A 21207-nucleotide genomic window follows, 5' to 3' on the forward strand; every position below is an offset into this window, starting at 1 on the left:
GTTAGGCTGCCCCCGTGCACCTGAAGACGCTGACGCTGCGAGGGTTCAAGTCCTTCGCCTCGGCGACGACCCTGCACCTCGAGCCGGGCATCACTTGTGTCGTCGGGCCCAACGGGTCGGGCAAGTCCAACGTCGTGGACGCCCTGTCGTGGGTCATGGGGGAGCAGGGCGCGAAGTCGCTGCGCGGCGGGTCGATGTCCGACGTCATCTTCGCCGGCACGTCCTCGCGCGCCCCGCTGGGCCGCGCCGAGGTCTCCCTGACGATCGACAACTCCGACGGGCTGCTGCCCATCGACTACACCGAGGTGACGATCTCCCGGACGCTGTTCCGGGGCGGCGGCTCGGAGTACGCGATCAACGGCGAGTCCTGCCGGCTGCTCGACATCCAGGAGCTGCTGTCCGACACCGGCATGGGCCGCGAGATGCACGTCATCGTCGGGCAGGGACAGCTCGACGCCGTGCTGTCCGCCGGCCCCGAGGAGCGCCGCGGCTTCATCGAGGAGGCCGCCGGCGTCCTCAAGCACCGGCGCCGCAAGGAGAAGGCACTGCGCAAGCTTGAGGCGATGCGCACCAACGTCGACCGCGTCACCGACCTCACCACCGAGATCCGGCGCCAGCTCGGCCCGCTGGCCAGGCAGGCCGACGTCGCCCGCCGCGCCCAGGTCATCCAGGCCGACCTGCGTGACTCCCGCGCCCGGCTGCTCGCCGACGACCTCGTCCAGCTCACCGCGACCCTCCAGCGCGAGGTCGCCGACGAGACGGCACTGCGCGAGCGCCGTGCCGCGGTCGAGGCGGCCGCCGACGCCGCGCGCACCCGCCTGGCCGCACTCGAGGGCGAGGCGGCGGCTGCGGCGCCCCGGCTGCGTGAGGCCACCGACACCTGGCACTCCCTCTCCGGGCTGCGCGAGCGGCTCCGCGGCCTGCACTCCCTGGCCGCGGAGCGCACCCGCCTGCTCGGCACCCCGGCGCAGGAGCACCGCGGCACCGACCCCGAGGAGCTCGCGGCTCGCGCCGCCCGTGCCCGCGAGGAGGAGCAGGCGCTGGCCACCGAGGTCGAGGACGCCCGGGCAGCGCTCGCGGCCGTCGTCGCCGAACGGACCCGGGCCGAGGAGGTGGAGCGGGACGCGGAGCGCGCCCTGGCGACCGTCCACCGGGGTGTCGCCGACCGCCGGGAGGGTCTCGCCCGGCTCACCGGGCAGGTGGCCGCCCGCCGCAGCGCCGCCGAGGCCGCCCAGGCCGAGCTCGGCCGGCTGCGCGCGAACCTCGCCGCGGCGGAGGAGCGGAGCCGCACGGCGCAGGCGGACTTCACCGCGCTGGAGCAGCAGGTCGCCGGCGCCGAGGAGGGCGAGGAGGGCCTGGACGAGGCCCACGAGGAGGCCGTGGAGGAGCTGGACGCCGCGGAGGCCGCCGTCGCCGCGCTCCTCGAGGAGGAGCGAGCCGCCGACGGCGAGCGTCGCACCTGGCAGACCCGGCGCGACACGCTCGAGCTCTCCCTCGCCCGCAAGGACGGCACCGGGGCCCTCCTCGAGGCCGCCGACCGGCTCGCCGGGCTGCGCGGCTCCCTGCCCGACGCGCTGAGCGTCGAGCACGGCTACGAGACCGCCGTCGCGGCCGTGCTCGGAGCCCACACCGACGCCGCCGTCGTCGAGTCCACCGACGTCGCCGTCGACGCGATCCGCCGGGCCCGGGACGAGGACCTCGGGCAGGTCCTCCTCGTCGTCGCCGGGGCAGCTGCAGCGGCCGACGACGACGGCGCCGCCCCCGCGGACGGGCGCTGGCTCCGGGAGGTCGTCACCGTCGGCGAGGAGCTGGGGGGTGTCGTCCGCACCCTGCTGGCCCGCGCCGTCGTCGTCGACGACCTCGCCGCGGCACGCGCCGCGGTCGCCGCCGCCGACGTCCTCGCCGTCACCCGCGACGGCGACGTGCTCTCCCGCGCGAGCGCCAGCGGCGGCAGCAGCGCCGGACCCAGCGTCCTGGAGCTGCACGCCGCCCACGACGAGGCGGTCGCCGAGCTCGCGGCCACGACGGCGCGCGCGGAGCAGGCCCGGTTCGCGCTCGTCGCCGCCCGGGACCGGGTGACCCGCGCGCGGGAGACCGTCGACGCGACCCTCGCCGCCCTCCACGCCTCCGACGCCCGGCTCGCCGGCGTCGCCGAGCAGCTGGGGCACCTCGGGTCCGCCGCCCGCTCCGCCGAGGCCGAGGCCGAGCGGATCCGCCCCGCGATCGCCGACCTCGTCGCCACGGGCGAGGAGCACGAGCGCCAGCTGGCCGACCTGCTCGGTCGGCTCGAGGTCGCCCAGCAGGAGCCCGAGCGCACCGAGGAGGACCTCACCGCCGCCACCGCGGACCGTGACAGCGCGGCGCAGGCGGCGCGGACGGCCCGGTCCCGGGAGACCGAGGCACGGCTCGCCCTGCGGACGGTCGAGGAGCGGGCCGGGGCGCTGTCCGGGCGCGCCGCCTCCCTGGAGCGCGCAGCGGAGGCCGAGCGCGTCGCCCGCCACAAGGCCGCCGAGCGGGAGCGGCGCCGCGCGCGACAGGCCGAGACCGCGGCGCTCGTGCGGGCCGGCGCCGAGCAGGCCCTCGCCGTCGTCGACCGCTCCCTCCAGGCCGCGGCCACCGCCCGCGAGGAGGCGGAGGAGGCGCGGGCCGCACGGGAGACGGAGATCACCGAGGTGCGTGCCGCGCTCGAGGAGGCCACCCAGGAGCTCACCCGGCTCACCGACGCCGTCCACCGCGACGAGGTCGCCCGGGCCGAGCAGCGGCTGCGGATCACCCAGCTCGAGGAGCGGGCCGTCAGCGAGCTGGGCATCGACCCCGAGGTGCTCGTCGAGGAGTACGGGCCCCACGTCCCCGTCCCCGTCGTCGTCCCGGAGGGGGAGGAGCCGCGGGAGCCGGTCCCCTACGTGCGGGAGGAGCAGGAGAAGCGGCGCAGGCGCGCGGAGCGCGACCTCGCCCGGCTGGGCAAGGTCAACCCCCTCGCCCTGGAGGAGCACGCCGCGCTGGCGGAGCGCCACCGCTTCCTCACCGAGCAGCTGGCGGACCTCAAGAAGTCCCGGGCCGACCTCATGGAGATCGTCCGCGAGATCGACGAGCGGGTCGAGCGGGTGTTCACCGAGGCCTACACCGACACCGCCGCCGCCTTCGAGGACGTCTTCTCCCGGCTCTTCCCGGGCGGTGAGGGACGTCTTGTGCTCACCGAGCCCGAGGACATGCTCACCACGGGCATCGAGATCGAGGCGCGCCCCGCCGGCAAGAAGGTCAAGCGGCTGTCCCTGCTCTCCGGCGGCGAGCGCTCCCTGACGGCCGTCGCGCTGCTCGTGGCGATCTTCAAGGCCCGGCCCAGCCCGTTCTACGTCATGGACGAGGTCGAGGCCGCGCTGGACGACACGAACCTGGGCCGGCTGCTCGAGATCTTCACCGAGCTGCGTGAGGACTCCCAGCTCATCGTCATCACCCACCAGAAGCGCACGATGGAGGTCGCCGACGCCCTGTACGGCGTGACCATGCGCGGCGACGGGGTGACGACCGTCATCAGCCAGCGGCTGGCTGAGGAGGAGCGCGCACGCGCCTGAGCCGGACACACCCGCGTGGTGAGATATCGAATAGCACGATTCGGTCGTCCATGGGTGATAATGGCCAGCATGACGGGGGCGATCCTGGTGACCATGCTGGCGGTGCTGTGCGCCGCGGGGACCTTTGCTGCCGTGCTCGTGGCACACCGACCCGACGAGGGTTGGGTGGCGTGGGTGCGGGAGTCGTACCGCGCGTGGCGCAGCGACGAGCTGACCTGGACCGACGCGGTGGACCCGGACGACGCCGGGGGCTTGGGGACCCTCTACCTCATGAGCGAGCCGGGCAACGCCTACACCACCCCGGAGGAGCTCGGGGGGCCGCTGGCCACCCGCCTGCGCGAGCTGCATGCCGGCGCGTCGGAGCTGCGTGACCGTGGCGAGGGACGCCCCTCGGAGGCGCACGCCTGACCCTCCCGTGGGGTGAGTCCCGTCTCCACCCGCCCCGCTGGCCCCGCCACCGCGTTGTGGTCCAGACTGGTGTGTTGTGACCGATCAGCTGCTGGCGATCCTCGCCGTCCTCGTCGTCCTCCTCATCGCCGGGGCCGCGGCCCTCACCTCGGGCCTGCGCCGGCGCCGCCCGCCGGAGCTTCCTCCGGAGGAGCAGGCGCCCACCCTCGCCCCTGACACCACGCAGGGTGCGCCGGCCGCGACCGACACGCTCACCGTCGAGGAGCCGCCGGCCGTCGAGACCGAGCGGCCGGCCCCGGTGGCCGGCCGGATGGTGCGGCTGCGCGACCGGCTCGCCCGGTCCGGCACGATCGGCCGCTCCCTGCTCTCGATCCTCTCCCGCGACACCCTCACGGAGGAGGACTGGGAGGAGATCGAGGAGACCCTCCTGCTCGCCGACGTCGGCATCGGCCCGACGACCGAGCTCATGGACCGCCTCCGCACCCGCGTCCAGGTGCTCGGCACCAAGGACGCAGTCTCCGTGCGCGAGATCCTGCGCACGGAGCTGCTCGAGCTCGTCGACCCCGCGATGGACCGCACGCTGCGGACCGCCAAGGGGGTGGGCGACGACGGACAGCCGCACCCCGCCACGATCCTCGTCGTCGGGGTCAACGGCACGGGTAAGACGACGACGGTCGGGAAGCTCGCCCGGGTGCTCGTCGCGGAGGACCTCGAGGTCGTGCTCGGGGCGGCGGACACGTTCCGCGCCGCCGCCGCCGACCAGCTGCAGACCTGGGGCGAGCGCGTGGGCGTGAGCACCGTGCGCTCCGACCGCGAGGGCGCCGACCCCGCAGCCGTCGCCTTCGACGCCGTCCGGACGGGCCGGGAGACCGGCGCGGACGTCGTGCTCGTGGACACCGCGGGCCGCCTGCAGAACAAGGCCGACCTCATGGGCGAGCTCGGCAAGATCAAGCGTGTCATCTCCCGCGAGGCGCCGGTGAGCGAGGTCCTGCTCGTCCTGGACGCCACGACCGGCCAGAACGGGCTGCGGCAGGCGCAGGTCTTCGCCGACGTCGTCGACGTCACCGGCATCGTCCTCACCAAGCTCGACGGCACCGCCAAGGGCGGGATCGTCGTCGCCGTCCAGCGCGAGCTCGGCGTCCCGGTCAAGCTCGTCGGCCTCGGCGAGGGCGCGGACGACCTCGCCCCGTTCGAGCCCGAGGAGTTCGTCGAGGCGCTGCTCAGCTGAGCTCCTCCGGGTCGCGCACCTCGCGCTGCCCGGGTGCGAAACACTGCCGTCACGTCGCGACCTCAAGCGAAACTTGACCGAAACACTGCGGCGCCGTGACTGAAACGTGGCACGAGCACAGTGGTCCCCAGCCGGCTCAGAGCCGGGAGCGAGAGGACCACCATGGAGCTCGACAGCGGAATCACCGCGTGGATGCTGGTCTCAGCATCCCTGGTGCTGCTCATGACACCGGGCCTGGCGTTGTTCTACGGCGGGATGACCCGGTCGAAGTCCGTGCTGAACATGATGATGATGTCCTTCGGGGCGATGGGCGTCATCGGAGTCGTCTACGTGCTGTGGGGCTGGTCGATGTCCTACGGCAGCGAGAGCATCGGCGGCATCGTCGCCAACCCCCTGGAGTTCTTCGGCCTCCAGGGCGCCATCTACGACGACGCCGGGAACTTCGTCCTCGACGGCGGGCTGCCCGTCGTCGTGGACGTCGGCTTCCAGGTGACGTTCGCGATCATCACCACCGCGCTCATCAGCGGCGCCCTCGCCGAGCGGGTGAAGTTCGGCACCTGGCTGGTCTTCACCGGCCTGTGGGTCACGCTGGCGTACTTCCCGATGGCGCACATGGTCTGGGGAGGCGGGCTGCTCAGCGGCGACGGCCCGTTCGCCTCGATCGCCGCGCCGGTCGACTTCGCGGGCGGCACCGTCGTCCACATCAACGCCGGTGTCGCGGCCCTCGTGCTCGCGCTGCTCATCGGCAAGCGCCGCGGCTTCGGCCGCGAGCCGAGCCGTCCGCACAACCTGCCCTTCGTCATGCTCGGCGCCGCCCTCCTGTGGTTCGGCTGGTTCGGCTTCAACGCCGGCTCCGCGTACGCGGCCGACGGCATGGCGGGCCTCGCCTGGGTCAACACGACGACGTGCGCCGCGGCCGCGATCATCGGCTGGCTCGTCATCGAGAAGCTGCGTGACGGCCACGCCACCTCCCTCGGTGCGGCCTCCGGCATCGTGGCGGGTCTCGTGGCCATCACCCCGGCAGCCGGCTCGCTCAGCCCGGTCGGCTCGATCGTCCTCGGCCTCGTGGCCGGTGGGCTGTGCGCCCTGGCCGTGTCGCTGAAGTACCGCCTCGGCTACGACGACTCCCTCGACGTCGTCGGCGTCCACCTCGTCGGCGGTCTCGTCGGCACGGTGATGATCGGCCTCCTCGCCACCGACGGCGGTCTCGTCTACGGCGGCGGGCTCAACCTGCTCGCGGTCCAGGTCATCATCGCGGTCGTCGCCGTCGTGTTCTCCGCGGTCGTCACGCTCGTCATCGGGCTCGCCCTCAAGGCGACCCTCGGCTGGCGGGTACCGGAGGACGTCGAGGTGAACGGCATCGACTCCACCGTCCACGGCGAGTCCGCGTACGAGGGCCTCGGGGGCGGCCTGGCCGCCACCCTCCCGCGGCGCGAGTCCGCCGCCACCATCGTCAGCACCGAAGAGAAGGTCGGGTCATGAAGCTCATCACCGCAGTCGTCCAGCCGCACCGGCTCGGCGACGTCAAGCAGGCGCTCACCAGCGTCGGGGTCCGGGGGATGACGGTCTCCGAGGCCAGCGGCTACGGCCGCCAGCACGGGCACACCGAGGTCTACCGCGGCGCGGAGTACGCCGTCGACCTCGTGCCCAAGGTCCGCATCGAGATCCTCGTCGAGGACGCCGACGTCGCTTTGGTCACCGGGGCGCTCGTCCAGGCGGCCCAGACGGGCCGGATCGGGGACGGCAAGGTGTGGGTGGTGCCCGTCGAGGAGGTCGTGCGGGTGCGCACCGGCGACCGCGGCGCCGTCGCCCTCTGAGATGGGACCGGGCCCGGTGCACGTCGCCCAGGTCGGCGACCTGCGCCGGGCCCGGCTCGCTCTGCCGCTGCCCCCCGGGCCGGGGGTCGGCGGGGCGTCGGGCGGCAGGCCGGAGGGCTCCGCCTACCGTGCCGGCCTGTCCGGGCTCGTCGACGCGGCCCTCGCCGACCTGTGGCGGGCCGCCGTCCCGGGCGCCGACGACGGGATCGCGCTCGCCGTCGTCGGCTCCCAGGGCCGCCGCGACGCCGGGCCGACGAGCGACCTCGACGTCGTGCTCCTCTACGACGGCCGCCGCCACGACGCCGGCGCGGTGGCGCCCCTGGCCCAGACCCTCTGGTACCCCCTGTGGGACGCCGGGCTCGACGTCGACCACTCGGTCCGCAGCCTCGCGGGGTGCCGCCAGATCGCCTCGGCGGACCTCGTCTCGGCCGTCGGGCTGCTCGACGTCCGCCACGTCGCGGGGGACGCGGGCGTCGTCGCCCGGGCCCGCAGCGCGCTCCTCGCCGACTGGCGCGGTGCCGCGCGCCGCCGGCTGCCGGAGCTGCTCACCTCGGTGCGGGAGCGGGGCGAGCGGCACGGCGAGCTGGCCTACCTCATCGAGCCCGACCTCAAGGAGGCCCGCGGCGGGCTCCGTGACGTCGTCGTGGTCCGGGCGCTCGCGGCGACGTGGCTCACCGACCGCCCGCACGGCGAGCTCGACGACGCCGCCCGGTTCCTCCTCGACGCGCGCGACGCCGTCGCCGTCGTCTCCGGACGCCGCACCAACCGGCTGCTGCGCGCCGACGCCGCCGACGTCGCCGACCGCCTCGCGCTGCCCGACGCCGACGCGCTGCTCGCCGAGCTCGCCCAGGCCGCCCGCGTGGTCAGCGCTGCGCTGGACGTCACGGTCCGCGGGGCGCGGCAGGCGCTGCGCCGCGCGGCACCCCCGTGGCGGGGGCCGTCGGTCGTGCGGGGCCGCCGGGTCGCGCCACGCCTGCGCCCCGTCGCGCCCGGACTGGTGGAGCACGACGGCGAGCTCGTCCTGGCGGGGGACGCCGACCCGGAGCACGACGCGGGTCTCACCCTCCGTGCTGCCGCCGGCTCGGCCCGCACCGGCCTGCCGCTGTCCCCGGTCACCCTGCTCAGCCTGCGGCGGGCGCCGGTGCCGCCGGTCCCGTGGCCGCGGGAGGCACGGGCCGACCTGCTCGAGCTGCTGGGCGCCGGGCAGGCGCAGGTCCCGGTCTGGGAGGCGCTCGACCTCGCCGGCGTCGTCACGCGGTGGGTCCCCGAGTGGGCGGAGGTCCGCAACCGGCCGCAGCGGTCCCCGGTCCACCGGCACACCGTGGACCGGCACCTCGTCCAGGCGGCCGCCAACGCGGCCGACCTCCTCAGGGCACGCCCCGGGGCCGGTGCCCGGGCGCGCGAGACCGTGCTCCTCGCGGCGCTCCTGCACGACATCGGCAAGGTCGACGGCGCGCGGGACCACTCGCGCGAGGGCGCACGGAGGGCCCCGGGCGTGCTGGCGCGGCTCGGCGTGCCCGCGGACACGGCGGCCGCGGTCACCCTGCTCGTGCGCGAGCACCTCACCCTCGCGTCGCTCGCGACGACGCGCGACCCCGCGGACCCGACGGTCGTCGAGGAGCTGCTGGGCGCCGTCGGGCACGACGCCCGGACGCTGGAGCTGCTCGCCCTGCTCACCGCCGCGGACGCGAGCGCGGCGGGCCCGACGGCCTGGACGCCCTGGCGCGCACGGCTGGTCGAGGAGCTCGTCACCCGGGCGCAGGACCGGCTCGGGCACGACCGGGCGGCCTCGCCGGATACCCTGGGAGCCTGACCGGACCCATCAAGCATGAGGAACGTCCTTGTTCTCCAGCCTCTCCGACCGCCTGACAGCCACCTTCCGCAACCTCCGCGGCAAGGGACGGCTGTCGGAGCAGGACATCACCACCACCGTCTCCGAGATCCGGCGCGCCCTCCTCGAGGCCGACGTCGCGCTCCCGGTGGTCCGCGAGTTCACCGCCGCGGTCCGCGAGCGGGCCCTGGGGGCCGAGGTCTCGGCGGCGCTCAACCCGGGCCAGCAGATCGTCAAGATCGTCAACGCCGAGCTCGTCGAGATCCTCGGCGGCAGGGCGCGGGACCTCCACTTCGCCAAGCGCCCCCCGACGGTCATCATGCTGGCCGGGCTCCAGGGCGCCGGTAAGACGACGCTCGCCGGGAAGCTCGCGAGGTGGCTCAAGGACCAGGGCCAGACCCCGTTGCTCGTCGCCTCCGACCTCCAGCGCCCCAACGCCGTCACCCAGCTGCAGGTCGTCGGGGAGCGCGCCGGGGTGCCGGTGTGGGCGCCCGAGCCGGGCAACGGCGTGGGGGACCCCATCGAGGTGGCGCGCTCGGGCCTGGCCCACGCGCACGACAAGCTCTACTCCGTCGTCATCGTCGACACCGCCGGGCGACTGGGCGTGGACGCCGAGCTCATGGCCCAGGCGGCCGACATCAAGGCGGCCGTCCAGCCGGACGAGACGCTCTTCGTCCTCGACGCGATGATCGGGCAGGACGCCGTCGCGACGGCCCAGGCGTTCCTCGAGGGTGTCGACTTCACCGGTGTCGTCCTCACCAAGCTCGACGGCGACGCCCGCGGTGGTGCCGCGCTGTCGGTCGCCAAGGTGACCGGTCGCCCCGTGCTGTTCGCCTCCACCGGTGAGAAGCTCACCGACTTCGAGCGCTTCCACGCCGACCGGATGGCCTCGCGCATCCTCGACATGGGCGACATCCTCACGCTCATCGAGCAGGCCGAGCGCACGTTCGACCAGGACGAGGCCGAGCGCATGGCCGCCAAGGTGGCCGGCGGCGAGGACTTCACGCTGCAGGACTTCCTGGACCAGATGCAGCAGCTGAAGAAGATGGGCTCGATGAAGAAGATGCTCGGGATGCTCCCGGGCGCGGGCCAGATGCGCGAGGCGCTGGAGAACTTCGACGAGCGGGAGGTCGACCGCATCGAGGCGATGGTGCGCTCGATGACCCCGGAGGAGCGCACCAACCCGAAGATCATCAACGGCTCACGCCGCTCCCGCATCGCGCGCGGCTCGGGCACCACGGTGACCGAGATCAACCAGCTCATGCAGCGCTTCGACCAGGCGCGCACGATGATGCGCCAGATGGCGCGGTCCGGTGGCAAGCTGCCCCCCGGCGGCCTCGGGCCCGGTGGGCTGCCCGGCGGTGGGAAGAAGTCCAAGGGCCGGATGGCACCGCCGCCGAAGAAGGGCAAGAAGGCCAAGTCCGGGAACCCTGCCAAGCGGGCCAGGGAGGAGGCCGAGGCCGCGCGCCGGGCGGCCGAGGCCCCCGCCGCGCCGAGCGGCTCAGCCTTCGGCCTCGGCGGCCAGTCGGAGCCCGCTCAGCCGGACGCCGTGCCGGACCTCGAGGACCTGCAGAAGTACCTTCGCTGACGGGAGTGGGATGGGCCAGCCGCTGCACCTGACCGGGACGATCGTCGTCGGCGACGGCGCCGAGCTCGACGAGTGCTGGGTGGTCGAGGGCCGCCTCACGCTCGACCCGCCTCCCGGGGAGGCCCGGGAGGTCCAGGGCTGGGTGCTGCCCGGGCTGGTCGACGTGCACTGCCACGTCGGCCTGGGGGCCGAGGGCGCGGTGAGTGTCGAGGAGGCCGAGGTCCAGGCCAAGGCGGACCGGGACACCGGCGTGCTGCTCATCCGCGACGCCGGCTCCCCTCAGGACAACCGGTGGGTCCAGCAGCGGTCCGACCTGCCCCGGCTCATCCGTGCCGGGCACCACCTCGCGCGGCCCAAGCGCTACCTGCGCTACTACGGGCGCGAGCTCGACGACGTCGCCGAGCTGCCGCAGGCCATGGCCGAGGAGGCCGCCTACGGCGACGGGTGGGTCAAGATCGTCGCCGACTGGATCGACCGCTCGGAGGGCGCCGACTCCGACCTGCGCCCGCTGTGGCCGGCCGACGTGCTCGCCGAGGGCGTCGCGGCGGCCCACGAGGCGGGCGCCCGGGTGACCGCACACGCGTTCTCCCGGGAGGTGGTCGACGACCTCCTCGACGCCGGGATCGACGGCATCGAGCACGGCACCGGGATGACGGCCGACCACATCGCCGAGGCGGCCCGCCGCCGCGTCCCGGTGACGCCCACGCTGCTGCAGGTCGGGTTCTTCGCCGATTTCGCCGAGCAGGCCGGCGCCAAGTACCCCCGCTACGCCGAGCGGATGCGCGCCATGCACGCGCGTCGCCACGAGCAGGTGCGGGCGTTCCACGAGGCCGGCGTGCCGCTGCTCATGGGCTCCGACGCCGGGGGCACGATCTCCCACGGCTCGCTGCCCGCCGAGCTCGCCGAGGTGGCGCGCGCGGGCGTCCCGGCCGCGGACGTCGTCGCGGCCGCGAGCTGGCGCGCCCGCGAGATCCTCGGGGTCCGGGGCGTCGGGGAGGGCGCGCCCGCCGACGTCGTCGTCTACGCCGAGGACCCCCGCGAGGACGTCGCCGTCCTCGCCCGGCCGCGCGCCGTCGTCCTGCGCGGCGAGCTGTACTAGGCCGGACGTCCGCCGGGGCGACGCGGTGGCGCGCCCGGCCGGTGGACGCGACCTCGTCGCGGTCCGGGTGGCTCCGCTCGGACCCGGGCCCACGGACCGCACCCGATGTGGTCGACGGGGGTTGACGGCCGCCCGCCTCTATGGTTCATTAGTTGAGTAATGAACCAGTGAGCCGAGGAGGTGGGAGATGTTCGACGGTCCGGAGCCGATCTACCTCCAGATCGCCGAGCACCTGCGCGGTCAGGTCCTCACCGGCGCGCTCACCGAGGGCGACCAGGTCATGAGCACGACCCAGTTCGCCACCACGTACCGCATCAACCCCGCCACCGCGGCCAAGGCGTTCGCGCTGCTCGTCGACGAGGGCGTCATCTACAAGCAACGAGGAGTGGGCATGTTCGTCGCCGACGGCGCCCGGGACCGGCTGCGGGAGCGGCGCCGGGGCACGTTCTTCACCGACCACGTCGACGCGGTGCTCGACGAGGCCCGCAGGCTCGGCGTCAGCCCGTCGGAGCTCATCCGCTACATCGAGCAGAGGGGGGCCGGGGCATGAGCGGACTCGACATCGAGCTGCGCGACCTCAGCGTGCACTTCGGCGACACCAGGGCGCTCGACGGTGCCACGGTGCGCTTCGCGGCCAACACCATCACCGGGCTGCTCGGTCGCAACGGCTCGGGCAAGACGACGATGCTCTCGGCCATCGCCTCGCTACGTCGGCCCACCAGCGGTCGGGTGCTCGTCGACGGCCGGGACCCCTACGAGGACGAGCAGCTCATGGAGCAGGTCTGCCTCATCCGGGAGAGCGGGGACGTCTTCGCCGAGGAGAAGGTCAGGACCTCGCTCGCATTCGTCGCGACCGCCCGGCCGGCCTGGGACCAGGACTACGCCGAGGAGCTCCTCGACCTCTTCGGTATCGACCCGCGCAAGAAGGCCGGGAAGATGTCCCGCGGTCAGCGTTCCGCCCTGGGTGCCGTCATCGGGCTGGCCTCGCGCGCGCCGGTGACCATGTTCGACGAGGTCTACCTCGGCATGGACGCGCCCTCGCGGCGCCGCTTCTACGACCTGCTCATCGCCGACTACGTCGAGCACCCGCGCACGATCATCCTGTCCAGCCACCTCATCAGCGAGGTCGAGCAGCTCTTCGAGGGCGTCGTCGTCCTCGACGACGGCCGCGTCGTGCTGGACGAGGACGCCGAGACGGTGCGAGGGCACGGCGCCACCATCACCGGGCCGGCCGACCGCGTCGACGCCGCGACGGCGGGGCTGCACGTCCTCGGGCAGCAGTCGCTCGGCCCGACCAAGCAGGTGACCGTGCTCGGCGAGCTCGACGCGGACACCCACCGCCGTATCCGGCAGGCCGGCCTCGAGGTCGGGGCCGTGCCCATCCAGGAGCTGTTCATCGCCCTCACCGAGAAGGAGTCCACGGCATGAGCCCCACGGCCACCCCTCGCCTGCGCGGAGCGATCGGCTCCGCCCGCCCGCAGTGGGTGCGCGCGGCCGCCACCCACCTCCAGGTCTACCTCTTCCTGTGGGTCTGTGCGTGGGTGGTCGTCGTCGTCGGGATCGCGCTCGCGCTCGTGATCGTCGACCGCGTGGGCGCCGTCACCGTCTCCGTCGCGCAGTTCGTCCGCGACGGGCCGCTCGTGTGGTTCCTCTTCGCGATCGGCGTCGTGGTCGTCAGCGCCTACCTGACCCCGCACGTCGCCAACGGGATGACCCGTCGGTCCTTCGGCAGGGGCGCCCTGCTGGCCGGAACCGTCAACGGGGTCCTCAACGGGGTGACGGCGGCGGCCGTCGTCCTGCTCGAGGGAGTGCTCTACGACCGGATGGGCTGGACGCACGGCACGCCGGGCGACTCCTCGGAGCCGGGCATCTGGGAGCAGGGTGCGGGCGTGGTGGTGCTCGACCACACGCTCACGGCGCTGGCAGGGAGCGTCTCCGGACTGCTCGTGGCCGTCACCTACTACCGGCTCGGCGGGTGGTGGGGCACGCTCGCGCTGCCGCTGACCGTCCTGCCGGTCCTCTTCCTCATGTTCACCACCGCCTGGCGCGAGGCCCCGTTCATGCCGTGGAACATCGCCGGCTCGGCGGCCTACGCGGTCAGTGCCCTCATCACGCTCACCGCGGCGGCAGCGTTCGTCCTGCTCGTCCGCCGCGTCCCCATCGCCCGAACGGAGTCCTGACGTGGAACCCATCATCGAGGTCCGCAACCTCCGCAAGACCTACGGCACGACCGTCGCCGTCGACGACGTCTCCTTCGTCGTCCACCCCGGCGAGATCGTCGCCGTCCTCGGCCGCAACGGTGCCGGGAAGACGACGACGGTGGAGGCGCTGGCCGGCCTGCGCACCGTCGACGGCGGAACGGTCCGCGTGCTGGGGGAGGACCCCCAGCGCCACCCCGAACGCATCCGCGAGCACGTGGGCATCCAGCTCCAGCAGGCCAAGCTGCCGCCGAAGATCACCGTGGCCGAGGCCATCGACCTGTACGCCGCGTTCTACCCCGACCCGGCGGACGGCGAGGAGCTGCTCGCCATGCTCGGCCTCACGGAGCACCGCGGCAAGCGCTTCGAGAAGCTCTCCGGCGGACTGCAGCAGCGGCTGTCGATCGCCCTGGCGCTCGTCGGCAAGCCCCGCATCGCGATCCTCGACGAGCTCACCACCGGGCTCGACCCGCAGGCGCGGCGAGAGACGTGGGCGCTCATCGAGGAGGTGCGGCGGCGCGGCGTCACCATCCTGCTCGTCACCCACTTCATGGACGAGGCCGAGCACCTCAGCGACCGGGTCGTCGTCATCGACGGCGGCCGGGTCGTGGCCGAGGGCTCGCCCGCGGAGCTCGCGCAGACGGGGGCGGACCGGCGCAGCTTCCGGATGACCACGCCGCAGCCGGTCGACCTCGGTCTGCTGCGCGCACTGCCCGAGGTGGTCGACGTCGTCCAGCGCGACCGCGAGGTCGAGGTGGTGGGCACCCGCACCGTGCTGCCCGCCGTCGTCCTCGAGCTCGCCCGCCACGACGTCGTCCCCGACGACATCACCACCAACCGCCGCAGCCTCGAGGACGCCTTCCTCGAGCTCACCGGAGCGACGAGCACGCAAGGAGTCCCAGCATGAGCACCACGACGACGACGCGCGCACCCTCGGGGCGGCGGGGCCTCGGCACGCTGATGAGGACCGAGGCCCGCCTGTTCCTCCGCGACCCCGGTGGGGTGTTCTTCGCGCTGGCCTTCCCGACGGTCCTGCTCCTCGGCATGGGGCACCTCATCCCGGGGATGCGGGAACCGGTCACCGGCGTGCCGGAGCTGGCGGGCCTGGCGCTCATCCACCTGTGGGGGCCGGTCATCGTCGCCACCGCGATCGCGACCGTCTCGCTGACGACACTGCCCGCGTACGTGTCGAGCTACCGGGAGAACGGGGTCTTCCGCCGGCTGTCCACGACGCCCATGCGACCCAGGGGCGTGCTCGCGGCTCACGTCGCCGTGAGCGGGGGCGCGCTGGCGCTGGCCGTCGCGCTCGCCGTCGCCGGTGGGGTCCTCACGCTGAACCTGCCCCTGCCCGAGAGCCCGCTGGTGGTCCTCGGCGCCCTCGTGCTCGCCACCCTGGCCCTGTTCGCGGTCGGGCTCGTCATCGGCGGGGTCGCCCCGAAGGCGTCCACCGCGTCCGGGATCGGGATGCTCCTCTACTTCCCGATGCTGTTCTTCGCGGGCCTGTGGCTGCCGATCTCGCAGATGCCCGACACGCTGGCCACCATCGCCTCCTTCACGCCGCTCGGCGCCGCCAGCGAGGCGATGACCTCCGGCTGGTTCGGCGGGGACGTGCCGTGGCGTGAGCTGGCGGTGCTCGCCGGCTGGACCGTCGTGGGCTACCCGGTGGCCGCCAAGGTCTTCCGCTGGTCGTGACGCGCCACGCGAGGCGTCAGGGATCGTCCTTCCGTGGAGGGCGGAGGGGCGGTCCCTGGCGTCTCGCGGGCACGTGCCGGCGTCGGTGACCAACGCCCCAGGCCGCGATCGACGGCGCTACTTGGGTGCGGGCCCCTCGGTCTGGCAGAATGACCCGCTGTACTCGGACCGCCGGGCCCCTCTCACCCGCCGGAACCGTGTCCAGGCCCAACCTCGTGCCCGAATCCCACCGGGACCGAGCGCGGACCACCCCACATGAACCAGGAGCGACCACCACAGTGGCAGTGAAGATCCGTCTCAAGCGCATGGGCAAGATGCGCGCACCGTTCTACCGCGTCGTCGTCATGGACGGCCGCAAGAAGCGCGACGGCCGCGCGATCGAGGAGATCGGCAAGTACCACCCGACCGAGGAGCCCTCGCTCATCGACATCGACTCCGAGCGGGCGCAGTACTGGCTCTCGGTGGGCGCCCAGCCCACCGAGCAGGTCACCGCGCTCCTCAAGGTCACCGGCGACTGGCAGAAGTTCAAGGGCCTGCCGGGTGCCGAGGGCACGCTGCGCTCTAAGGACGGCTCCGCCGAGGCCGCCGCCGAAGCCAGGGCCGCCGCGATCAAGGCCGCCGAGGAGGACGCCGAGAAGCGCAAGGCCAAGGCCAGCGAGGCCGCCGCCGCCGCGCCCGCCGAGGAGACCGCCTCGGAGGACGCTCCGGCCGAGGAGAGCACCGACGAGACCAATGCTGGCTGACGCTCTCGAGCACCTGGTGCGCGGCGTCGTCGACAACCCCGACGACGTCACCGTCACCTCCCGCTCGCTGCGCCGCGGCGAGCTGCTCGAGGTCCGCGTCAACCCCGAGGACCTCGGCCGGGTCATCGGGCGCCAGGGCCGCACGGCCCGGGCGCTGCGCACGGTCATCTCCGCGCTGTCCACGCGCGGCCCGGTCCGCGTCGACGTCGTCGACACCGACCAGCGCTGACCACGAGCACGAGCCCTGGTTCACCACCGGTGAGCCAGGGCTCGTTCTCGTTCCGACCCAAGGAGACGTGACATGGAGCTGGTGGTCGCCCGCATCGGGGCCCCGCACGGGCTGCACGGCATGGTGCGGCTCGAGGTCCGCACCGACGACCCCGCCGGACGGTTCGCGCCCGGCCGGGTCCTGACGACGGAGCCGGCGGACCGCGGCCCGCTCACCGTGGAGAGCAGCACCCAGCGGCAGGGGTCGTGGTACGTCCGGTTCACCCAGACGCCGGACCGCACCGCCGCCGAGGCACTGAGGGGCACCGTCCTGCTCGTCACCGTCGACGACGACGACGAGGAGGACGCCTGGTACCCGCACCAGCTCGTCGGTCTGGTCGTCGAGGACCCGACCGGCCGCCGCGTGGGCACCGTGGCCGGGATCGAGCACCTGCCGGCGCAGGACGTCCTGGTGGTCACGGAGGACGCCGGGCAGCGGACCCTCGTGCCGTTCGTCGAGGAGCTCGTCCCGGTCGTCGACGTTCCCGGAGGGCGCGTCGTCATCGACCCGCCCCGGGGGCTGCTCGCCTCGGACCCCGACGAGGAGTGACATGCGCATCGACGTCCTGACGATCTTCCCGGACTACCTCGCCCCGCTGGAGCTCTCGCTCGTCGGCAAGGCCCGGCGCGCCGGTCTCCTCGACCTCACCGTCCACGACCTGCGCGACTGGACCACCGACCGGCACCGGACCGTGGACGACACGCCCTTCGGCGGCGGTGCCGGCATGGTCATGCGGCCCGACGTGTGGGGCACGGCGCTGGACGCCGTCCTCGCCGGGGGGAGTGCCGGCGACGGCGCCGCCCCCGCGGACGTGGTCGACGACGGCGCCGGCACGGTGCTCATCGTGCCCAGCCCGGCGGGGGAGGTGCTCACCCAGCGCACCGCCGAGGAGCTGGCCCGCGCCGACCGGCTCGTCGTCGCCTGCGGCCGCTACGAGGGCATCGACGCGCGGGTCGCCGAGCACTACGCCGAGCGGCCCGCCACGACCGTGCGGGAGATCTCCATCGGCGACTACGTGCTCAACGGCGGGGAGGTCGCCGCGCTCGTCCTCATCGAGGCCGTGGCCCGGCTGCTGCCGGGCGTCGTGGGGAACCCCGAGTCGCTCGTCGAGGAGTCGCACGGCGCCGCGGGCCTGCTGGAGTACCCGGTCTACACCAAGCCCCCGACGTGGCGTGGCCTGGAGGTGCCGGACGTCCTGACCTCCGGTCACCACGCGAAGGTCACCCGCTGGCGCCGGGACCGGGCCCTCGAGCGGACCGCGACGCGCCGCCCGGACCTCCTCGCCCGGCTCGCGCCGGACGCCCTTGACCGTGACGACCGCCGCGCCCTCGCGCGGCTCGGCTGGTACGTCGGGCCGACGGGCCCCCGGCGGGCAGAGGTGCGGCCGGCCCGCGCGGACGACGCCGCGGCGCTCGCCGCGCTCGCCGCCGCGACCTTCCCGCTCGCCTGCCCCCCGACCCTCGCCGCCGAGTCCGTCGCGGAGTTCGTCGCGACGCAGCTCGACGAGGCGAGCTTCGCCCGCTACCTCACCGAGCCGCGGCGCCTCCTCCACGTCGCCGTGGACGAGCAGGACGGCGCGCTGCTCGGCTACACGATGGTCGTCCTGGGCTCCGCGGTGCCGGGCAGCGAGGAGGTGGACGGTGTCGCCGAGCTGAGCAAGTGCTACGTCCGCGCCGACGTCCACGGTGGCGGCCTCGCCGGGCGGCTCGTCGCCGCGGCCACGAGCGCGGCGGCGGCGCGTGGGACGAGCACCATGTGGCTGGGCACGAACGTCGGCAACCGCCGGGCCCGGCGCTTCTACGAGCGGTGCGGGTTCGTCGTCGTCGGGAGACGGACGTTCGTCGTCGGGGGAGACCCCCAGGACGACGTGGTGCTGAGCACACCGGTCACCGCACCCTGACGCCGTGTGGCAAGATGGTCCGGTCATGCGTCCATGGCGCGCGGTCTGCCACGGGGGATCGCCGCAGCGAGGACGCGGGACCACCATCCGACAACGTCGGCAGCGACTGCTGCCACGAGCAGCGCCGGTGACCTGTGGCACCAGCGGGAAGGCACCAACATGCAGACCCTCGACTTCGTCGACGCAGCCTCGCTGCGCGACGACATCCCCGACTTCCGGGCGGGCGACACCCTCAAGGTCCACGTCAAGGTCGTCGAGGGCAGCCGTACCCGTATCCAGGTCTTCCAGGGGTACGTCATGGCCCGGTCCGGTGCCGGTGTGCGGGAGACCTTCATCGTCCGCAAGGTGAGCTTCGGCGTCGGCGTCGAGCGCACCTTCCCGGTCCACTCCCCGTCGATCGAGAAGATCGAGCTCGTCTCGCGCGGTGCCGTGCGTCGCGCCAAGCTGTACTACATGCGCGGGCTGCAGGGGAAGAAGGCCAAGATCCGCGAGAAGCGCTGATCGCGCCACCGAACCACGTACCATCGCTTCTGCCCGGCTCGGTCGAGCCGGGCAGACGCTTTTCCGACAGGAGCGCAGTCCGTGACGACCGACGACGATGCCGCGCGGGCCGGCGCCACCCCGGACGACGCGGACCGCAGCCGGCTGCGGTCGGACGCTGCTCCCGACGACGCCACCAGCAGGCCGGCCCGCCGCAGGGGCGGGTGGTTGCGGGAGACGGCGATCGTCGTCGTCAGCGCGCTCGTGCTGTCGGTCATCATCAAGACCTTCCTCGTCCAGGCGTTCTTCATCCCGTCCGGCTCGATGGAGGACACCCTCGCCGTCGGGGACCGGGTGCTCGTGAGCAAGCTGGCCCCGGGCCCGCTGGACGTGAGCCGCGGGGACATCGTCGTCTTCGTCGACCCGGGGGGCTGGCTGGACCCGGCACCGGACACGCGCAACGCGCTGCAGCGGGGCTTCGAGGAGGTGCTCACGTTCGTCGGGCTGCTTCCGCAGGACGCCGGGGAGCACCTCATCAAGAGGGTCGTCGGCCTCGGCGGGGACACCGTCGAGTGCTGCGACGCCGACGGCCGGATCACGGTCAACGGCGTCGGCATCGACGAGCCCTACCTCAAGCCGGGCGTCGACCCGAGCGAGAGCGAGTTCTCCGTGACCGTCCCGGAGGACCACCTGTGGCTGCTCGGGGACAACCGCTCCAACTCCCAGGACTCGCGCGCCCACCAGGGTGACCCGGGCGGCGGCGCGGTACCGATGCGCAACGTCGTCGGGACCGCCATGCTCATCCTGTGGCCGATGGACAGCTGGACGGTGCTGCGCAACCCCGGCGACACCTTCGCCGAGGTCCCCGAGCCCTGACCGCGGAGGCCGACCGATGACACCGCACGCCGACCTCGCCCAGCGTGTCCGCGACCTGCTCGCCGACGAGCCCTCGACCCGTGAGGTGTCGATGTTCGGGGGCCGGGCGTTCATGGTCGACGACCGGATCGTGGTCAGCGCCCAGCGGAGCGGGGAGCTCCTCGTCCGGGTCCCGGCGGACCGGCACCACGAGCTGACGGCCCGCCCGGGGGCGAGGCAGGCCGTCATGGGCACCGACCGGGACATGGGGCCCGGCTGGGTCACCGTGGACGCCGCCTCGCTCGGCGGCGAGGACCTGTCCTGGTGGCTCGGGATCGCCCTGGAGCACAACCGGGCGGCGACGACGCCGCGCCCGGAGGCCGCGGACGGCTGAGCCCGGCCCGGTCCGTGCCTACGATGGCTGCGTGCCACCCGCCAGCCGTGCCCCCACCCGCCAGCTCGAACGTGAGCTGCTCGCCTCCCACCGGCTCGTCGCCGGGATGGACGAGGTCGGCCGGGGCGCGCTCGCCGGGCCGGTGAGCGTGGGCGTGTGCGTCGTCGACGAGACGACGGGTCGGCTGCCGCGCGGGCTGCGGGACTCCAAGCTGCTCGCGCCGGCCACCCGCGAGGCCCTGTGCGAGCCGGTGCGTCGCTGGTCCGTGGGCAGCGCCGTCGGGCACGCCTCCCCGGAGGAGATCGACACCGTCGGCATCATCGCCGCCCTGCGCCTCGCGGGGAACCGCGCGCTGGCCACCCTGGCCGGGGCCGGGGTCGTGCCGGACGTCGTCATCCTCGACGGGATCCACGACTGGCTCACCCCGCCCGACGACCTCTTCGCCGACCTCGGCGGCTTCGCCGTCCCGCCGCCCGTGCGCACGCAGGTCAAGGGCGACCTCCGCTGCGCCGTCGTCGCGGGCGCCAGCGTGCTGGCCAAGTGCGAGCGCGACGCCCTGATGGTCGGTCTCTCGGCCCGGCACCCGGAGTACGGGTGGGAGGCGAACAAGGGCTACTCGGCGCCCGGCCACCTGGCGGCGCTGCGGGAGCTCGGACCGAGCGAGCTGCACCGGCGCTCGTGGCGGCTGCCCACGGTCGAGGACCTGGAGGACGCCGCCCTGGAGCAGCCCGTCGGGGTGGGTGTGGTGCAGACCATCCCCGTCCCCGCACCGGCTGGTGCGGCGGTGCCGGTCGGACCCGGGGCATGATGGACCAGTGAGTGCTGAGGATCTGGAGAACTACGAGGCCGACCTCGAGCTCGGCCTGTACCGCGAGTACCGGGACGTCGTGGGGCTCTTCTCCTACGTCGTGGAGACCGAGCGGCGCTTCTACCTGGCCAACGAGGTGGACCTGCAGGTGCGCTCCGCCGGCGGTGAGGTCTTCTTCGAGCTCACGCTCGGCGACGCGTGGGTGTGGGACGTCTACCGCTCGGCCCGGTTCGTCCGCTCGGTGCGGGTCGTGACGTTCAAGGACGTCAACGTCGAGGAGCTGCCCAAGGCGGAGCTCAACCTGCCGTCCTAGGGCGGGGTGGCGC

Annotated in this window: 22 protein-coding genes and 1 pseudogene; all 23 read left to right on the top strand. The window is 73.9% G+C overall.

Translation table 11 applies throughout. The features are described from left to right. Positions 1-14 precede the first annotated feature (14 nt). The 23 genes and pseudogenes from smc (at position 15) to VR894_RS15705 (ending at position 21194) form a co-directional block, all read left to right on the top strand. Positions 15-3572, top strand: a complete 3558-nt coding sequence (smc, locus tag VR894_RS15595; RefSeq protein ID WP_324652998.1) for a chromosome segregation protein SMC — start codon at positions 15-17, stop codon at positions 3570-3572. A 69-nt stretch (positions 3573-3641) separates the two neighbouring features. Further along, positions 3642-3980, top strand: a complete 339-nt coding sequence (locus VR894_RS15600; RefSeq protein WP_324653000.1) for a hypothetical protein — start codon at positions 3642-3644, stop codon at positions 3978-3980. Between the two features lie 76 nt (positions 3981-4056). Next, positions 4057-5208 carry a signal recognition particle-docking protein FtsY gene (ftsY, locus tag VR894_RS15605; RefSeq protein WP_324653002.1) on the top strand — a complete coding sequence of 384 codons (1152 nt, stop codon included), beginning with the start codon at positions 4057-4059 and terminating at the stop codon, positions 5206-5208. 162 nt (positions 5209-5370) lie between these two features. Continuing rightward, entirely contained in the window at positions 5371-6690 is a 1320-nt protein-coding gene (locus VR894_RS15610) for an ammonium transporter (protein WP_324653004.1), read from the top strand. Further along, positions 6687-7025 (top strand): P-II family nitrogen regulator, encoded by a 339-nt coding sequence (locus tag VR894_RS15615; RefSeq protein WP_324653006.1) that lies wholly within the window; start codon positions 6687-6689, stop codon positions 7023-7025. Before VR894_RS15610 ends, VR894_RS15615 begins: the two co-directional genes overlap by 4 nt. Before the next feature lie 16 nt (positions 7026-7041). Next, positions 7042-8838, top strand: coding sequence for an HD domain-containing protein (locus VR894_RS15620; RefSeq protein WP_324653008.1), 1797 nt, complete (start codon positions 7042-7044; stop codon positions 8836-8838). Between the two features lie 28 nt (positions 8839-8866). Next, positions 8867-10444: a signal recognition particle protein gene (gene ffh / locus VR894_RS15625; RefSeq protein WP_324653009.1), complete on the top strand. Its 1578-nt coding sequence runs from the start codon at positions 8867-8869 to the stop codon at positions 10442-10444. A 10-nt stretch (positions 10445-10454) separates the two neighbouring features. Next, complete coding sequence (locus tag VR894_RS15630) at positions 10455-11543, top strand: amidohydrolase family protein (protein WP_324653010.1); 1089 nt, start codon at positions 10455-10457, stop codon at positions 11541-11543. Between the two features lie 187 nt (positions 11544-11730). Then, positions 11731-12093: a GntR family transcriptional regulator gene (locus VR894_RS15635; RefSeq protein WP_324653012.1), complete on the top strand. Its 363-nt coding sequence runs from the start codon at positions 11731-11733 to the stop codon at positions 12091-12093. Further along, entirely contained in the window at positions 12090-12971 is an 882-nt protein-coding gene (locus VR894_RS15640; RefSeq protein WP_324653013.1) for an ABC transporter ATP-binding protein, read from the top strand. The genes VR894_RS15635 and VR894_RS15640 overlap by 4 nt, the downstream gene beginning before the upstream one ends. Continuing rightward, the gene (locus tag VR894_RS15645; RefSeq protein ID WP_324653014.1) at positions 12968-13723 is read left to right on the top strand and encodes a hypothetical protein; all 756 of its coding nucleotides are present in this window, start codon (positions 12968-12970) and stop codon (positions 13721-13723) included. Before VR894_RS15640 ends, VR894_RS15645 begins: the two co-directional genes overlap by 4 nt. A 1-nt stretch (position 13724) precedes the next feature. Further along, entirely contained in the window at positions 13725-14648 is a 924-nt protein-coding gene (locus VR894_RS15650; RefSeq protein WP_324653015.1) for an ABC transporter ATP-binding protein, read from the top strand. Then, positions 14645-15433 (top strand): ABC transporter permease, encoded by a 789-nt coding sequence (locus VR894_RS15655; RefSeq protein ID WP_324653016.1) that lies wholly within the window; start codon positions 14645-14647, stop codon positions 15431-15433. The genes VR894_RS15650 and VR894_RS15655 overlap by 4 nt, the downstream gene beginning before the upstream one ends. 278 nt (positions 15434-15711) lie before the next feature. Next, a complete protein-coding gene (rpsP, locus tag VR894_RS15660; RefSeq protein ID WP_324653018.1) occupies positions 15712-16176 on the top strand; it encodes a 30S ribosomal protein S16 in 465 nt (154 codons plus the stop codon). Further along, positions 16166-16405 (top strand): RNA-binding protein, encoded by a 240-nt coding sequence (locus tag VR894_RS15665; protein ID WP_324653020.1) that lies wholly within the window; start codon positions 16166-16168, stop codon positions 16403-16405. The genes rpsP and VR894_RS15665 overlap by 11 nt, the downstream gene beginning before the upstream one ends. Before the next feature lie 72 nt (positions 16406-16477). Then, a complete protein-coding gene (gene rimM / locus VR894_RS15670; protein ID WP_324653022.1) occupies positions 16478-16993 on the top strand; it encodes a ribosome maturation factor RimM in 516 nt (171 codons plus the stop codon). A 1-nt stretch (position 16994) separates the two neighbouring features. Then, positions 16995-17816, top strand: a pseudogene (gene trmD, locus VR894_RS15675) (tRNA (guanosine(37)-N1)-methyltransferase TrmD); the annotation flags it as partial. Positions 17817-17822: 6 nt separating this feature from the next. Beyond that, positions 17823-18344, top strand: a complete 522-nt coding sequence (locus VR894_RS15680; protein WP_324653074.1) for a GNAT family N-acetyltransferase — start codon at positions 17823-17825, stop codon at positions 18342-18344. 159 nt (positions 18345-18503) lie between these two features. Continuing rightward, on the top strand, positions 18504-18845 hold the full coding sequence (gene rplS, locus VR894_RS15685) for a 50S ribosomal protein L19 (RefSeq protein WP_324653023.1): 342 nt from the start codon (positions 18504-18506) through the stop codon (positions 18843-18845). Positions 18846-18926: 81 nt separating this feature from the next. Next, positions 18927-19700 (top strand): signal peptidase I, encoded by a 774-nt coding sequence (gene lepB, locus VR894_RS15690; protein ID WP_324653024.1) that lies wholly within the window; start codon positions 18927-18929, stop codon positions 19698-19700. Positions 19701-19716: 16 nt separating this feature from the next. Then, positions 19717-20073: a TfoX/Sxy family protein gene (locus VR894_RS15695; RefSeq protein ID WP_324653026.1), complete on the top strand. Its 357-nt coding sequence runs from the start codon at positions 19717-19719 to the stop codon at positions 20071-20073. Between the two features lie 31 nt (positions 20074-20104). Beyond that, on the top strand, positions 20105-20881 hold the full coding sequence (locus VR894_RS15700; protein ID WP_324653028.1) for a ribonuclease HII: 777 nt from the start codon (positions 20105-20107) through the stop codon (positions 20879-20881). Between the two features lie 7 nt (positions 20882-20888). Next, positions 20889-21194, top strand: a complete 306-nt coding sequence (locus VR894_RS15705) for a DUF2469 domain-containing protein (RefSeq protein WP_324653030.1) — start codon at positions 20889-20891, stop codon at positions 21192-21194. Positions 21195-21207: the final 13 nt, after the last annotated feature.

The sequence above is a fragment of the Georgenia sp. H159 genome (assembly GCF_035607575.1).
GTDB lineage: Bacteria > Actinomycetota > Actinomycetes > Actinomycetales > Actinomycetaceae > Oceanitalea.

What these genes read in the sequence shown, in the direction of transcription:
- VR894_RS15600 (WP_324653000.1), top strand. Translation starts at nt 3,642, where the DNA reads ATGACGGGGGCGATCCTGGTGACCATGCTGGCGGTGCTGTGCGCCGCG.
- VR894_RS15610 (WP_324653004.1), top strand. Translation starts at nt 5,371, where the DNA reads ATGGAGCTCGACAGCGGAATCACCGCGTGGATGCTGGTCTCAGCATCC.
- VR894_RS15615 (WP_324653006.1), top strand. Translation starts at nt 6,687, where the DNA reads ATGAAGCTCATCACCGCAGTCGTCCAGCCGCACCGGCTCGGCGACGTC.
- VR894_RS15630 (WP_324653010.1), top strand. Translation starts at nt 10,455, where the DNA reads ATGGGCCAGCCGCTGCACCTGACCGGGACGATCGTCGTCGGCGACGGC.
- VR894_RS15635 (WP_324653012.1), top strand. Translation starts at nt 11,731, where the DNA reads ATGTTCGACGGTCCGGAGCCGATCTACCTCCAGATCGCCGAGCACCTG.
- VR894_RS15640 (WP_324653013.1), top strand. Translation starts at nt 12,090, where the DNA reads ATGAGCGGACTCGACATCGAGCTGCGCGACCTCAGCGTGCACTTCGGC.
- VR894_RS15645 (WP_324653014.1), top strand. Translation starts at nt 12,968, where the DNA reads ATGAGCCCCACGGCCACCCCTCGCCTGCGCGGAGCGATCGGCTCCGCC.
- VR894_RS15655 (WP_324653016.1), top strand. Translation starts at nt 14,645, where the DNA reads ATGAGCACCACGACGACGACGCGCGCACCCTCGGGGCGGCGGGGCCTC.
- VR894_RS15665 (WP_324653020.1), top strand. Translation starts at nt 16,166, where the DNA reads ATGCTGGCTGACGCTCTCGAGCACCTGGTGCGCGGCGTCGTCGACAAC.
- rimM (WP_324653022.1), top strand. Translation starts at nt 16,478, where the DNA reads ATGGAGCTGGTGGTCGCCCGCATCGGGGCCCCGCACGGGCTGCACGGC.
- rplS (WP_324653023.1), top strand. Translation starts at nt 18,504, where the DNA reads ATGCAGACCCTCGACTTCGTCGACGCAGCCTCGCTGCGCGACGACATC.
- VR894_RS15695 (WP_324653026.1), top strand. Translation starts at nt 19,717, where the DNA reads ATGACACCGCACGCCGACCTCGCCCAGCGTGTCCGCGACCTGCTCGCC.